Here is a 15,126-nt window from a genome sequence, read left to right on the forward strand (position 1 = left end):
TAATTGGCAACGAAAAACATTATGCTTGTCTGCGCAGCAGGAATGAGCACCAGTATCTTGGTAACCAAAATGCAGGAAGTCGCTAAAGAGCAAAACATTGATGCACACATTTTTGCCGTTTCAGGAAGTGAAGCAGAAGAGAAGTTGAAAACCAAACCTGTCGATGTTATGTTACTTGGTCCGCAGGTACGCTACATGAAACCTAAGTTTGAAGAATTAGCCAAGGAAAACGGCATCTTAGTCGAAGTCATCAATATGCGTGATTACGGAACCATGAACGGGGAAAATGTCTTGAATGCTGCCCTGGAACTCATTCAATAATAGTTGATCGTTTGAGGGGGAATCACCATGCCTGAAAGCAGGGACCAAATGATGGAAATCGCCATGACCTTGATCATACACGGCGGGGATGCACGGAGTAGCGCTATGGAAGCGATCCATGCAGCCAAAAAGGACAAGTTCAACTTAGCAGAAGAAAAAATCCGAGACGCCGATGCGGCAATCAAAAAAGCCCATAAGGTGCAGACCGATTTATTGACGCAGGAAGCCTCGGGAGAATCTTTTGAAATAAATCTTTTGCTGGTGCACGCGCAAGATCACTTGATGAACGCCATGACTTACCGTGATTTGGCAGAAGAAATGATTGATCTATATAAACGCTTATAACTTAATAACTTGAATTCTTAATGGAAGCCATTCACTGCAGTTAGTGAAGGCTACGGTTGAGGGTTCAAGTTCTTTTTTTAACAAAAGTGCGGATCCGTAAACAATTATTTGGCGGGTTCGACATTCTGTGCACCAAATGACAGACTCAGAAATAAATAGAGGGTGAGTTCGACATTCCGTGCACCAAATGACAGACTCAGAAATAAATAGAGGGTGAGTTCGACATTCCGTGCACCAAATGACAGACTCAGAAATAAATAGAGGGTGAGTTCGACATTCCGTGCACCAAATGACAGATTCAGAAATAAATAGAGGGTGAGTTCGACATTCCGTGCACCAAATGACAAATTCAGAAATAAATAGAGGGTGAGTTCGACATTCCGTGCACCAAATGACAGATTTAGAAATAAATAGAGGGTGAGTTCGACATTCCGTGCACCAAATGACAGATTCAGAAAATAAATACCACTGAGCCATTAAATACCCAAGCCCAAACTCAAACCGTACTAACAAAATCAGGAAGTTGAACGTCTGACGTTCAACCACATTATTATAAATGATCAAGTTCTTTTAAAATGATGAACTCTGGGACAAACTCCCAGAGTTTTCTAAATAAAAGTAATGTTAAAAAAGTCCGAAGAGTTATTGTATTAGAAAGCGTTTCAGTGTATAGTTGAAAGCGAAAAGAGGTTGCAAGATTTTTACATATTTAGGGAGGAGGAACACCGATGATAAGCCCAACAAGCCACAGAAGATTGAACAAAGTCACACGACTTGAGCATAAAGTGAATCACGCACATTCCTCCCAGATGATACACTAGAATCAATTTGTCCAACCGACATGTATAAACCCGTAAGTGGGTGATTCAGTCTATTCTCTTAAAGGGGACAGACTGTCTTTTTTTTTTGCCGACTTACACGAATAGAAAAAACTCAGGTGTCAGATAGTGTGGATGCTTTTGGATTCTCCATGATCTGATAAAGAAAGGAAGGCCCTATGTTTGACGTTCTAATAAAATTGAAATTTTTCTTCAAAGAACACAAATGGCAATACATTATCTCGTTCTTTACTCTGGCTTTATCCAATGTCTTTGCTGTATTCATTCCCTTTATTATTGGCCGATACATCGATGCTATCGTAACAGGAGAAATGGACAGGGACTTGCTCATCACCTACAGCATTCAGTTCGCAGCGCTCATTTTTATTACTTATGGATTGGATCTCATCTGGGGTTACGGCTTATTTTCTGGTGCATACAAGCTGCAGCAGCAGATGCGCAGTACTTTGATGCGTCATTTCCTGCGTATGCGGGCACCCTATTTTGAAAAGTTCCGTACAGGAGATTTAATGGCTCGAGGCACACAAGACATTTCAGCTTTAGCGGACACAGCCGGTTACGGGATGCTTGTCTTGATGAGTGCGACCGGTTTTACGACCACCATAGTCATTATGATGGGTATAACCGTGAGCTGGCCTTTGACCTTTGCCACGGTGATTCCCTTACTTCCCATGGCATATGTGATTAAAGTGAAAGGTGCGCAAGTCGACAAAGCGTATGAAATCGCTCAAAAATCTTTCTCATCAGTCAATGATGATGTTTTAGAAATGATCGACGGGATGCGCGTCATACGTGCTTATGTAAAAGAAGCGGATTTTATTTCGAAATTCAAAGAGCAGACTTCCGGATTACTCAAAAAGAATAACCGTGTGTCTGAAATCTCGGCAATTTTTGCCCCAACGGTCAAAGCCTTTGCGGGGATCAGCACGATGATTGCCTTAAGTTACGGATCGATCCTAGTATCTCAAGGCGCACTCAGCGTAGGTGACATCATTGCATTTCAAATGTATTTGGGAATGATGATCTGGCCAATTATTTCGGTATCCGAACTCATCTTGATCTTGAGGCAGGGGAGTGCATCCATGCGCCGTGTGGAAGAAATTACCCAAGCGACTGACGGACTGAAGTTTGCCGGTAAAGTTGAAGCTGAAAAAGTGGGGGATTTCCTGTTTGAAGCCTTCACTTTCCATTACGATTCAAGTGAAATAATAAATTTGGAAGACATTCATCTGTCACTGCCCAAAGGAAAAACATTGGGGATCGTCGGCAAGACAGGTTCAGGCAAGACCACGTTGATTCGTCAACTGCTGAACCAATTTCCAGCCGGGTCGGGAACATTTAAAATGGGGGAGCGTGCTTACAGCGATTACAATGACCCTTCTGTCAGACGACTTATCGGTTACGTACCGCAGGACCACGTTCTGTTCAGCCGAAGCGTTAGAGATAATATCGCTTTTGGAAAACTGGAAGCTACAGATCATGATATTTTAACGAGTATCCGATTAGCTTCATTTGAAGAAGACCTGAAAAATATGGAATACGGCCTGGATACCATGATCGGTGAAAAAGGCATATCCATCTCTGGCGGACAGAAACAGCGTATTTCGATTGCGCGAGCATTGATAAAAAATCCAGAAATCTTGATCCTGGATGACTCGCTTTCTGCGGTGGACGCGAAGACAGAGCAGAAGATCATTCAAAACATTCAAGACGTGAGAAAAGGAAAAACGACCATCATTTCCACCCACCGTCTTTCTGCCGTTAAAAATGCAGACGAAATCGTTGTGTTAGACAACGGTCGCATCGTTGAACGCGGAACGCATGATGAACTGATACAATTACACGGTTGGTACTATGACCAGTTTATAAAACAAGAAATCAAAGAAACTACCAGTGAGACAGATGTAACGCGACAAACAGATTTGAGAGAAAGGGGTGATGACAAATGAAAACAGTCAAACGACTCCTTTCATACATGAAGTATTTTAAAGGTTATTTTGCGATTGGCATTGGTTTAGTCATGCTGTCCACGATCACAGATTTAGGCGCACCGATCATTGCGCAGCGTGTCATCGACAATGTCATCACACCTGCCGCTCAGGAAGGCGAAGCCATCACCGAAACGCTTATCCAGTTGATCGCCATTTACTTTGGCTTGATGGTCTCGACGGTCGTTATGCGTTACGTCTCGTCTATATACCGCATGCGCGCAGCCAACGGGATCATAAAAATCCTGCGAGATCAACTTTATACCCACGTTCAGGAGCTGCCGATCAATTACTTTGACAATCAGCCTGCCGGGAAAATCGTGGCACGCATAACGAACGATACAGAAAGCCTGCGTCAACAGTTTTATGTTGCAACAGTCGGACAAATCTTAGTTAATGTCTTTTATATTATCGGGGCTTATGTCGCCATTGCATTCTTCCATCAAGGGTTGGCATTGACACTGCTGATACTCATCCCGATCATGTACTTGTGGAATAAATTCTACACAAAATATGCGAGAGAATTTCACCGTAAAGAACGCGAATACAATTCAGACATCAACGGAAAATTGAATGAATCGATCCAGGGCATGCAGATCATCCAGGCATTTGAACAGGAAGAAAAGATGCAAGCGGAATTTGAAGAAATCAATGATAAATGGTATGACGTCATGCGTAAATACGTTATCCTGGATTCAGCTTTTCAATGGACATTTGCCGATTTCCTCAGAAGGTTCTCGCTGCTCCTGCTCATGGTCTACTTCAGTACCCAATACATCAACGGGGTATTTGGCATTTCAGTAGGGATGCTCTATCTATTCGGGGATTATGTCGGTCGGTTGTATGAACCAATTAAAGGGACCATTCAGCAAATTGCCTTTGTACAGCAGGCAATAGCAGCCGGTGACCGTGTTTTTGAACTGATGGATATGGAGGCGGAAGACAATCCAGCAGAGACGTTGGAAGTGGGGCAAGGTCGTGTTGCGTTCAACAACGTTCACTTCAGTTACACCGAAGACAAGGAAGTGTTAACGGATATTGATTTCGTAGCAGAACCAGGCCAGACAGTTGCGTTAGTAGGACATACCGGTTCTGGAAAAAGTTCCATTATGAATCTGCTATTCCGCTTTTATGATCCTCAATCGGGTACGATCATGGTTGATGGTCAAAACACAAAAGAATTTTCCAGACAGTCGGTACGCCAAGACATGGGTATCGTCCTGCAGGATCCATTCTTGTTCACCGGCACGATCTATTCCAATATAACGATGGACAATCCGTCTATCACCAAAGAAACAGCAACTCAAGCCCTCATCGATGTTGGGGGAGAAGAGTTGCTCGATAAATTCGAAAAAGGGATCGATGAAGATGTCGTAGAAAAAGGTAGCACATTAAGCTCCGGCCAGCGCCAGCTCATTTCCTTCGCGCGTGCACTCGCTTTTAATCCTAAAATCCTTATCCTGGACGAAGCAACATCATCCATCGATACGGAAACGGAAGAAATCATCCAGCACGCGATGAACGTCTTGAAAGAAGGACGAACGACTTTTATCATCGCTCACCGATTGTCGACGATCCAACATGCCAATCAGATTTTAGTCCTCGATCAAGGGAATATTATCGAACGCGGGACACATAATGAGTTGCTTAGGAAACAAGGCGCTTATTCAGAAATGTATGAAATGCAAAGGAAAGGTCAGACGATCGGGTCTTGATAAACTTAAAACCATTCCGCTCTTAAAATCAGAGCAGAATGGTTTTTTCAATAAATTGGATTAAAGATAAAAAGGTTAATTAACGCGAGGGGCGCTCGTCTGGAACGATACCACTTTTAGTGAGGTATTCATGAAAGATGAGCTCATAAAATCCGATACCTAAGGCAAAGTATAAACTAGGAAAAAAGATGCCCGTGCTTCCACTCATATTGAGGTAGACCCAGGCCACGCTTAGAGTGGCGAGAAGGTCCACTGACGTTGCAGGTAGGTTGCCGAGTTTTCTCAAAATAAACCAGTCACTAAGAAGATATAAGAGAATAGTTGAGATGACAGCAATAATAATTGCAGCTGAAAGTGCAAACGAATAAATCAGATGAAACAACACCCATGCCCATAAAAGATGGACAGCTAATTTGATCCCAAAAGCTCTGACATGTCTCACATTTCTCGCCTCCATTATCCTTACAAATTGAGAGTAAAGCGAACGGAGTAAATAAACAAGTTATAACACTTTTTTGATCCGATAAGTTGATGTGAGATGAAAAGGTCAGCAATAGACAGTTTGAGTGTTCTATAAAAAAAATCAATTGGTTACATGAAGAATTTCAAGCAAAAAAAGGTTCTCAAGGATCGTCTGTCCTTAAGAACCTTTTAAACTATTGGATTACTCTTTTGCTGAATAACGTAACTTTTTGGTGTTTAAATCTTTATAGAAAATCTCACGGAAGAACTGTATAAACGGACCCAAGAAAAAGGCAGTGATAATAGTATTGACGCCTAAACTGGCACCCAATAAAAAGCCTATAATGGTTATCGACACGTCTATAATGACACGAGAAAAACGGTATGACATACCGGATTTTCCAGATAGAATAATCGGCATCGCATCATACGGCGCAACACCTTCTTTTGCTTCGATATACAACGCAGCACCGATGGATAAGAATAAAATACCAACCACCGATAAGATTATACGAATAACCAATCCTTCAATCGTGCCAAACGTATTTGTGATCAATGAGACGAAAACGTCAGAAAGATTACCCACAAGAAAGATATTGAAAATGGTTCCGATACCGATCAACGCTCGATTGACAAAGAATACATAAATAAGCATAAGCAAACTTGAATACATAAGGAAAATACCGAATTCCATATTAAATAACATACTGAAACCTAAGTTAAACGTAGTGTAGGGATCTGTTCCTAAACTTGCCAACCGGAAAAAAGTCACAGCTGAAGCAATAAAAATAGTTCCGATCAATGAATAAGTAATTTTAATTTTTTTCATATAAATACCTCTTTTTTAAAAATTTGGTCCACTAATTATCATACGTGCTGAAATAGTTAAAGTCAATTTAAAAAAGAAAACTCTAAGAAATCAAGCAGTTAATCAAGTCGTTCTGCCATATATGATTTTGTTTAAATAGAAGCAATCAGGTTCAACTCGGTATTTTTCCAAATAATGATGCATGACTATCCAATTGTATTAGTTTCTTGGCTGCTCTTGTAGTATAATATAAACGTATGATAACAGAGCTATAGCTCAATTGAATAGAGCATTTCCCTCCTAAGGAAAAGGTTGTCGGTTTGAATCCGACTAGCTCTATTAGGAAGAAAAGCAGAAGCTGAGACTTTTATCTCAGCTTCTGCTTTTCTGTATGGTCAAGAGACTCCCAACAAACGAAACATGCTATTCTGTATTCGTGAGAGGCCTACACCATTCATTTTTGTTGAAAACCGGTTCGACTTGGCTAGTGGTCCACAAGTGGACAATCACATCAACACCTTTGATAGTATGGAAGTGACTAGTGAAAAATGAGTCGGAAAATCAGATTGGTGGATCAGGATTCAAGGGCATCAACTCATTAAATCTTGCTGGTGTAAATTCGATAATGAAATTTGATGCAAAACAAAAACTGCGTAACACAAAAGCCTCTTAGAGTCAGATGAAAATACTGACTCTAAGAGGCTTTTGTTCTGTTAGCTTTCACTTAGCTAGGTTGGACCTGACTTGTTAAATTATTATAGAACCAATATTCCCAAGACAAGAACGATGGTACCCAGAACGATAGCGATCCAATTAAGTGTTTTTATAGGAGAACGTAAACCTATAATACCTAATACGATGGCAAAAAAGCCAAGTGGCATCTGAAACGTGAAGTAGCCCAATACAGCTAGAAAGATTCCTGCCATTCCAAGATATAATCCTGTATTTTTTGATAAACCATTGTTTTCCATAAAATAATCTCCTTTCTTAGAGATTCACTGTTTAAACCATATCAGAATTACTGGAAGATTACGACTAAAAGTTAATAACGTAAAACAAATTATTCATTCTGATTTGTCGGCAGGTTCGGTAAGTAGGATTCTTAGTATTGCTCCAAAGTGTCGAACAGTCTGATATTCGGTAATTAGTGGCAGCAACTTCTCAGCTAATTACCGAAGTTGCTACCACTTCGACACTTAGAAAAAGTTTGTTCGCTGCTAATGACCGAATGAGCCTCCATTCGGTCATTAGCGGCGTTTTGATATTCTCAATCAACCGAACCTGTACCAACTTCGACACTTTGAGCAACTAAGCCTCTGGCTACTTACCGAACCTACCTCCATTCAGCACTTAGCGAAGCGAAAACGTCTGCAAAGTGTCGAACTTGCAAGAAATACAGGAATCAGAACGAAAAAAATGGAATCAAAGGGGGATGAAACTGACTTGAGGGTCAGTTTCCACTTCATTTAAAGTTTTAGAAGGACAATACTCGCCAGTCAGCGAGTATCAAAAGCATTAAAGAGCTGGTTCTGGTTTTTTAAAAGGAAAATCTACATAGTTCTATCAATGGGTTTAATGGTTTTGCATGAGTTACTACAATGAACAGTCTCTGTTTAGGAAATGTTATTCATATGTTCTGTTCGTTTAACGTATGCTATACTTAAGTAAGCGAAAAAATATAGAATGGAGTTGTATCAGATGGAAGTTTCAACAAAATGGGAAGGCAACATGGCCTACACGATGACAAATAAAACAGGCAATACGATGCACTTAGATCCAAATGGGGATGGGGTCTCACCGATGGAAGCTGTCTTAGGTGGACTGGCAGGGTGTATGGGCATCGATATTATGATGGTTTTAAAACCTTATGCAGATAAAATTGAACGCCTGGAAATTGATACGGATGGTGACAGAAACGAAGAGGCACCAAAATTCTTTAAATCTGTTGCGATCACTATTCATTTGGATGGAGACGTTCCGGCAAGCCGCATCTGGCGTGCCGTTAAATTAAGTGATGAGAAATACTGTTCGGTCGCTAATTCATTGAATGCGGACTTGAGCTATAAAGTAGTATTAAATGGCGAAGAAGTCGAAGATCCTAAAAAATAAGGAGCGAACCCAATGGCCACACTTACAACGACCTTTCAATCAGAAGAATTAAAGCGTAACGTAACATTCGCGGCGATCATTCCAACGTCCACCAAGTCACTGTACGATTATGAAACCAAGGCGGAAGCAAAGCCGGAGGGATTCAAAACCTTGTATCTATTGAATGGCTGGAACGGCAACCATGAAGACTGGATAATCAACTCCTCAATCGTCAAGCTGGCTGAACAGTATAATTTGGCTGTCATCATGCCGGCGGGCGAAAACAGCTTTTATGTTGACCTTGAAGATGGTTCGAATTACGGTAAATTCATCGGAGAAGAACTCGTCAATGTCACGCGCAACTTGTTCCCACTTTCGACCCGACGCGAAGATACCTATATCGGAGGCTTATCCATGGGTGGGTACGGCGCCTTGAGAAACGGCTATGTTTACAATGAGACGTTCAGTAAAATCATCGGTTTATCGAGCAGTGTCCTGCATAAAAATGATCAGGTGCACGATTTATCTGAAAACAACGCCATAAACACAAAACTGAAATTCATCATACAAAGCGATACCTTTACCGGTATGGATGATTCGATCGATCTCTATAAGGTGATTGAAAATGCGAAAACTAAACCCGATCTATTTCTAGCTATCGGGACAGAAGACTTTCTATATGAAGAAAACAGTTTGCTGCGTGAATGGCTGGAAACAGAAAAAATTGCACATCATTACGTCGAGGCTCCCGGGGAACACGACTGGAAGTTTTGGGATATGATTATTGAACATGCGATAGAATGGATCTACGAAAACTAAAATACTCGGACCAAAAGCATTTCAAATCAAGAATGCTTTTGGTCTTTTTTTGTGGTTCAAAACGACCAGTCAACTATTTTGAGAATATTTAAGAAAGCACTTGCAAAATAATTTGTTTATGCTTATAATTCAGTTAGCGAAACGTTTCGACAAAGAAAGACAGATACAAATAAACAAAAATAAATACACAAAAAAAATGTTTCAACAGATGTTAAAGGAGTGATAGCGTGGAGAATAATAAATTGATCGAGTTACTGAACGAGATGACAGTGGAAGAAAAAATAGGTCAATTGTCTCAGATCTCAGGTGAACCATATGCTTCAGAAAATTTTGAAATAACAGGTCCGTTAGCCGAAATGGGTATCCCCAAAAAATTAGTGCCGATAGCGGGTTCAATACTCGGTGCTTCAGGAGCGGCAGCAACTAAAAAAATTCAGGAGCGTTACTTGAAAGAGAGTCGCTTGAATATTCCGCTGCTTTTTATGGCCGATGTAGTTCATGGTTATAAAACGATTTTCCCTATCCCATTAGGAATCGGTGCGACTTGGAACACTGACTTAGCCAAAGAGAGTGCCCGTGTATCTGCGATTGAAGCAGCCGTTTCCGGTCTGCATGTGACTTTTTCACCGATGGTCGACTTGGTGCGTGACCCGCGCTGGGGAAGAGTGATGGAAACGACCGGTGAAGACAAACACTTGAATGAACGTTTCGCAGAAGCATTTGTACACGGTTATCAAGGCGAAAATTATTCGGATCCCTACGCTATCGCTTCCTGCGTGAAACATTTTGCCGCTTACGGCGCACCTGAAGGCGGGAGAGACTACAACACGGTCAATATGTCAGAGCGTCAGTTACGCGAAGATTATCTGTCCGCTTACCAAGCAGCCATAGACGCTGGAACAGAATTGGTCATGACGTCGTTTAATACCGTCGATGGCATCCCGTCCAGCGGAAACAAGTGGTTGCTCAACGATGTTTTGAGAAAAGAATGGGGATTTGATGGGGTCATCATATCCGACTGGGGTGCTGTTAAAGAACTCATTCCACACGGTGTGGCAGCCGATGAGAAAGAAGTGGCACTGAAAGCAATGACCGCCACACTCGATATCGAAATGATGACGTTTACCTACATTAGACATTTAGAAGAACTTATCAATGAAGGTAAAGTGTCTGCAAAATCTCTGGATGAAGCCGTGCTAAGAATACTTAGATTGAAAAATAAACTGGGCTTGTTTGAAAACCCATACCGGGCAGCCGATGCAGAGAAAGAGAAACAATTGATCTTTTCAGACGATCACCGGGAAAAAGCAAATCGTGTAGCCGAAGAGTCGATGGTGCTGCTTAAAAACAACTCGGTATTACCGCTCGATGCACAAAAGCAAAAAATTGCCTTGATCGGCCCATTTTCAAAAGGAGAAAACATGCTGGGTGAATGGTCTTGGAAAGGCGAACCAGATTCTGCCAGTCAGATATTTGATATCATGAAAGAACGGCTTGCACCGGATCAGCTACTTTATGCTAAAGGCAGTGAAATAAAAGAGACAACGGAAGAGTTACTCAAAGCAGCGGAAGAAACCGCGTCTGGAGCCGACATCATTGTCCTGGCTTTGGGTGAGAGTGCAGATATGAGTGGTGAAGCGGCCAGTCTGACAGATATCAAACTGCCGCCAGCACAGATCGACTTATTGAAGCGTTTATCAAAACTGGACAAACCTATCGTTACAGTCTTGTTCAACGGCAGACCGCTGGATCTGAATGATGTGGAGAAATACTCTGACGCGATACTGGAAGCCTGGTTCCCTGGAACAGAAGGCGGTCAAGCCGTCACAAATATTCTTTTAGGCAAAACAAACCCTTCAGGTAAATTACCTATGTCGTTCCCTGAAAATGTCGGTCAGATCCCGGTCTACTATAATCACTTCAGTACAGGCAGACCCGTCGAAACGACGACAAACAGAAAATATGCATCAAAATATCTGGATTGTTCCAATTATCCGAAATATGCTTTTGGGTATGGTTTAAGCTACACAACTTTCTTATACAGTGAGTTAACTCTTTCAAAAGAACACATGACGAAGGACGAGACACTTGAAGTGACCATCACGGTGACGAACAGCGGTACGGTGAAAGGGAAAGAAGTCGTTCAGTTCTATGTCCGTGACCTGGTCGGCGAAGTGGTCAGACCCAAGCGAGAACTTAAAGGGTTTGAAAAAATAACGCTTGAGCCCGGAGAGTCAAAAAAAGTAACCTTTAAGGTGTCCACAGATATGTTGCGTTATGTGCATTCTGATCTATCAGTTTCAGCCGACACTGGCGAATTTGAAGTATTTGCTGGGGGAAGCAGCCTTGTTACAGAGTCAAAAAAATTCCTGTTAAAAGAGCAGTAAGGAGCCTATATATGATAGAAGTAAATACAGAAATGAAAAATACACACGTCTTGAAGAAGAAAGATACTGAATTTGTCTTTCTTCCTACGGGAGATATACTGAAAGCCAGTGCCCATGGAGTCATGCTGAACCAGGTGTTGGGAAATACCCTGGACGGCTCGATGAATAATCTATTCTTAAGAATGCATGAAGGAAGCGAAATCACCTATGCACCCATGCTTGGTATCGCTTCGGACAGTAAGTTTTCAATCGGTGAAGAGAGCGTCAGATGGCAAGGCACATTCAAAGAGGTCGATTATACAGTAACGTTCCAGTTGGGCGAAGAAAACACGTGGTTCTGGACCGTTGACTTAACAGGCCAGGATAAAACCGTTGATGTCGTTTATGGTTGGGATCTAGGTCTGAATTATCAAGGTGCTTTGCAGTCGAACGAAGGATACGTCGCTCAATACGTCGGACATTCAGTCTTTGATGAGGAAAACGGGTTTGTCGTCTGTTCGAGACAGAACCAGGCTGAGGAAGTCTTTCCTTACATTCAACAAGGTGGATTGACGAATATGGTCGGCTACTCAACAGATGGGTTCCAGTTTTTCGGTAAATCCTATAAAGAAACCGACAAAATCGAACGCTTGTCGAAAACGGAACTGGAAAATAAAGTTTACCAGTATGAATTTGACTACACCGCTTTGCAGTCAGAAAAAGTCGAATTAAACGGAACACAGGCGTTCGTCTTTTATGGTTTATATAAACATACTCACCCAAAAGCCATTACAGAAGTGGAATACCAAGACGACGTGCAGTCCAGTTGGAACAAACTGGTTAAAAACGCTGATTACCGCGACGTACCAAAAATATCACTGTCGCCTGCGATAGGTGAGCCGCTTCCGGTAGAAAGTATGACCCAGGCAGAGCTAGAACAAGCTTATCCAGATCGCCTGCAGGAAGAAATGATCGAGGAGAAGCTGGTTTCATTCTTTACCGAAGATTATAGTCACATCACGTTGAAAGAAAAAGAAATTGAATTGGAACGTCAGCAGGGCCATATCATTTACACCAAAAACGAGCTGACAGTGGATGAACCGATCATCTCCACAACCTCATGGATAGCAGGTGTGTTCAATTCACAGATCGTGCTGGGGAATACATCAATGAACAAATTTATAACCAACACACGCAACCATTTAAACATCCTGAAAGCTCAGGGTCAGCGGATCTATGTGAAAACAGATGAGCAGTATCATTTGCTTACCATGCCATCACTGTTTGAAATGGGCTTCAACTATGTGAAATGGGTATACAAGACAGCAGACGAAACGTTTAACGTGACGAACTTTACTGACAGCCAAACCCATACGATCAAGTTGACGGTAAAAGCGGCAAGCGGTAAAAACTATGCATACAAAGTCACAAACCAAGTCGTCCTGCATGACAGCGAGTGTAACGTACCGTATTATTACAAGCAAGAAGACAATCTGGTCACGTTCAAGCCCAGTGAAAAGAGTATCGTCAAGCAAGCTTATCCTGAATTGACCTATTATATGAAAGTCGAAGGACCGACCGTTGCATGTTCTGATGGGGCAAGCTTAACAACGGAAGAGAATGGTTCAACGTCTTCTCTTTTCGTCATGGATGTACCGGCGACAGATACTTTTTCACTGATCATGCAGGGAACGGTAGAAGGGAAGGCTTTTGAACCCGTAACTCTTGATTTTGAAACAGAAAAAGAAGCCTTCAAAGATTTCTATGCGTCCTTGATGAACGATTTGAAATTGGAACACGCTGACAAGCAGGTTTCCTCAGAAGTCGAAAAAATGAACCTGACACTGTGGTGGTATACCCATGACATGTTCGTCCACTATCTGGTTCCTCATGGTCTGGAGCAATACGGCGGAGCTGCCTGGGGCACACGAGATATCGCTCAAGGACCGGCAGAGTATTTCCTGGCTATGAAACAATACGATGTGGTCAAAGATATCATTTTCAAACTGTTCAGTCACCAATTCGTGGAAGACGGGAGCTGGCCGCAATGGTTCATGTTTGATAAATATACAAGTATTCATTCTGACGAAAGTCACGGCGATATCATTGTCTGGCCGATGAAATTATTGGGCGATTATTTAACCGCAACGCAAGACTACGCTATCTTGAATGAAGAGTTGCCTTATTTATCAAGAGAGACGAAAGCGTTGACCGATGAAACAGAACCGCTATTGAAGCATCTTCATATGGAACTGGATTACATCACAACACACTTTTTAGAAGGAACCACCCTATCTTCTTATGGCGACGGCGACTGGGACGACACCTTGCAGCCTTTCAATCAGAAATTAAAAAAATACATGGCCAGCAGCTGGACCGTCGCGCTAACTTATCAGGCATTGAATACCTTGGCCCGAGGCATCGAGAAAGAAGATAAAAAGCTTCACGCTGAATTAGCTGAGCTAGCACAGGAAATCAAGGCCGATTATGAAAAAATAATCATGGCTGACGACGTCATTCCAGGATTCATTTATATGGAAGAAGACGAAACGGACTTTATGATCCATCCGACAGATACCAAAACAGGCATCACTTACCGTTTACTGCCAATGATCAGAAGCATGATCAGCGAACTGTTCGACGACGAACAAGTAAACACACATTTGGATATCATCAAGCGGGAGTTGACATTCAATGACGGAATCCGACTGATGAACAAACCTGCCGAGTACAAGGGTGGCGTCAGTTCCAACTTCAAACGTGCAGAACAAGCCGCAAACTTTGGCCGAGAAATAGGGCTATTATATATCCATGCACATATCCGTTACGTCGAGGCCATGGCTAAGATCGGTAAAGCAGATGAAACATGGGATAATCTTTTGAAGATCAACCCGATCAATATCAAAGACCATGTGCCGAATGCCCAGATCAGACAAAGCAATGCCTACTTCAGCAGCTCAGATGCAGCATTTGATGACCGCTATGAAGCGCAGAACAACTACGATAAACTGCGCAAAGGAGAAATCGAAGTCAAAGGCGGCTGGCGTGTTTATTCAAGCGGACCGGGGATTTACCTGAACCAGTTGCTGTCTAACGTACTGGGCATGAGAGAAGATGCCGAGAGTGTGATATTTGATCCGGTTATCCCAGAACACTTAAGTGGATTAAAAGTCCATACTCAAATCATGAATGAACCGGCGACGATCGTCTTCAATAGTGATCCGGAAAATCGTAGCATCAGTGTCAATGAGAGCGCAATTGATACAGAGAAAAACGATAATATCTACCGAACCACCGGATGGAAAATCGCCAAAAACGACTTGAAATCAAAATTAAATAACACAAGTAATGTAATCTTGATAAATTATTGAACGT

General features: G+C 42.0%; 11 protein-coding genes and 1 tRNA gene. 9 read left to right on the forward strand and 3 right to left on the reverse strand.

Features of this window, described 5'->3' with window-relative positions; all coding sequences use genetic code 11:
• The first annotated feature begins 3 nt into the window (after positions 1 to 3).
• The 4 genes from ACO1PF_RS09700 (at position 4) to ACO1PF_RS09715 (ending at position 5,208) form a co-directional block, all read left to right on the forward strand.
• On the forward strand, positions 4 to 321 hold the full coding sequence (locus ACO1PF_RS09700; RefSeq protein WP_423188851.1) for a PTS sugar transporter subunit IIB: 318 nt from the start codon (positions 4 to 6) through the stop codon (positions 319 to 321).
• 27 nt (positions 322 to 348) lie between these two features.
• Positions 349 to 666 (forward strand): PTS lactose/cellobiose transporter subunit IIA, encoded by a 318-nt coding sequence (locus ACO1PF_RS09705; protein ID WP_423188852.1) that lies wholly within the window; start codon positions 349 to 351, stop codon positions 664 to 666.
• A gap of 997 nt (positions 667 to 1,663) precedes the next feature.
• Complete coding sequence (locus ACO1PF_RS09710; protein ID WP_423188853.1) at positions 1,664 to 3,454, forward strand: ABC transporter ATP-binding protein; 1,791 nt, start codon at positions 1,664 to 1,666, stop codon at positions 3,452 to 3,454.
• Positions 3,451 to 5,208, forward strand: coding sequence for an ABC transporter ATP-binding protein (locus ACO1PF_RS09715; RefSeq protein WP_423188854.1), 1,758 nt, complete (start codon positions 3,451 to 3,453; stop codon positions 5,206 to 5,208). The genes ACO1PF_RS09710 and ACO1PF_RS09715 overlap by 4 nt, the downstream gene beginning before the upstream one ends.
• 79 nt (positions 5,209 to 5,287) lie before the next feature.
• Here ACO1PF_RS09715 and ACO1PF_RS09720 read toward each other — a convergent pair whose 3' ends face one another.
• Together ACO1PF_RS09720 and ACO1PF_RS09725 are read right to left on the reverse strand one after the other, a co-directional pair.
• Positions 5,288 to 5,650 (reverse strand): DUF2512 family protein, encoded by a 363-nt coding sequence (locus tag ACO1PF_RS09720; protein WP_423188855.1) that lies wholly within the window; start codon positions 5,648 to 5,650, stop codon positions 5,288 to 5,290.
• 222 nt (positions 5,651 to 5,872) lie between these two features.
• Positions 5,873 to 6,499, reverse strand: coding sequence for a YczE/YyaS/YitT family protein (locus ACO1PF_RS09725; protein WP_423188856.1), 627 nt, complete (start codon positions 6,497 to 6,499; stop codon positions 5,873 to 5,875).
• Between the two features lie 244 nt (positions 6,500 to 6,743).
• On the opposite strand from ACO1PF_RS09725, the gene ACO1PF_RS09730 reads away from it, so the two are divergent.
• A tRNA-Arg gene (locus ACO1PF_RS09730) sits at positions 6,744 to 6,817 on the forward strand.
• Between the two features lie 416 nt (positions 6,818 to 7,233).
• Here ACO1PF_RS09730 and ACO1PF_RS09735 read toward each other — a convergent pair.
• Positions 7,234 to 7,449, reverse strand: coding sequence for a C4-dicarboxylate ABC transporter (locus tag ACO1PF_RS09735; protein WP_423188857.1), 216 nt, complete (start codon positions 7,447 to 7,449; stop codon positions 7,234 to 7,236).
• Between the two features lie 727 nt (positions 7,450 to 8,176).
• On the opposite strand from ACO1PF_RS09735, the gene ACO1PF_RS09740 reads away from it, so the two are divergent.
• The 4 genes from ACO1PF_RS09740 (at position 8,177) to ACO1PF_RS09755 (ending at position 15,122) form a co-directional block, all read left to right on the forward strand.
• Positions 8,177 to 8,587 carry an OsmC family protein gene (locus tag ACO1PF_RS09740; protein ID WP_423188858.1) on the forward strand — a complete coding sequence of 137 codons (411 nt, stop codon included), beginning with the start codon at positions 8,177 to 8,179 and terminating at the stop codon, positions 8,585 to 8,587.
• Positions 8,588 to 8,599: 12 nt separating this feature from the next.
• Entirely contained in the window at positions 8,600 to 9,385 is a 786-nt protein-coding gene (locus tag ACO1PF_RS09745; RefSeq protein WP_423188859.1) for an alpha/beta hydrolase, read from the forward strand.
• A gap of 227 nt (positions 9,386 to 9,612) precedes the next feature.
• Positions 9,613 to 11,772, forward strand: coding sequence for a beta-glucosidase BglX (gene bglX / locus ACO1PF_RS09750; protein ID WP_423188860.1), 2,160 nt, complete (start codon positions 9,613 to 9,615; stop codon positions 11,770 to 11,772).
• 11 nt (positions 11,773 to 11,783) lie between these two features.
• Positions 11,784 to 15,122 (forward strand): GH36-type glycosyl hydrolase domain-containing protein, encoded by a 3,339-nt coding sequence (locus tag ACO1PF_RS09755; protein ID WP_423188861.1) that lies wholly within the window; start codon positions 11,784 to 11,786, stop codon positions 15,120 to 15,122.
• Positions 15,123 to 15,126: the final 4 nt, after the last annotated feature.

The sequence above is a fragment of the Alkalibacterium sp. f15 genome (assembly GCF_049389645.1).
Taxonomy (GTDB): Bacteria; Bacillota; Bacilli; order Lactobacillales; family Carnobacteriaceae_A; genus Alkalibacterium.

Bases quoted from the DNA above. Each gene is read 5' to 3' on its own strand.
- ACO1PF_RS09705 (WP_423188852.1), top strand. From the start codon at position 349: ATGCCTGAAAGCAGGGACCAAATGATGGAAATCGCCATGACCTTGATC.
- ACO1PF_RS09710 (WP_423188853.1), top strand. From the start codon at position 1,664: ATGTTTGACGTTCTAATAAAATTGAAATTTTTCTTCAAAGAACACAAA.
- ACO1PF_RS09715 (WP_423188854.1), top strand. From the start codon at position 3,451: ATGAAAACAGTCAAACGACTCCTTTCATACATGAAGTATTTTAAAGGT.
- ACO1PF_RS09725 (WP_423188856.1), bottom strand. From the start codon at position 6,499: ATGAAAAAAATTAAAATTACTTATTCATTGATCGGAACTATTTTTATT.
- ACO1PF_RS09735 (WP_423188857.1), bottom strand. From the start codon at position 7,449: ATGGAAAACAATGGTTTATCAAAAAATACAGGATTATATCTTGGAATG.
- ACO1PF_RS09740 (WP_423188858.1), top strand. From the start codon at position 8,177: ATGGAAGTTTCAACAAAATGGGAAGGCAACATGGCCTACACGATGACA.
- ACO1PF_RS09745 (WP_423188859.1), top strand. From the start codon at position 8,600: ATGGCCACACTTACAACGACCTTTCAATCAGAAGAATTAAAGCGTAAC.
- ACO1PF_RS09755 (WP_423188861.1), top strand. From the start codon at position 11,784: ATGATAGAAGTAAATACAGAAATGAAAAATACACACGTCTTGAAGAAG.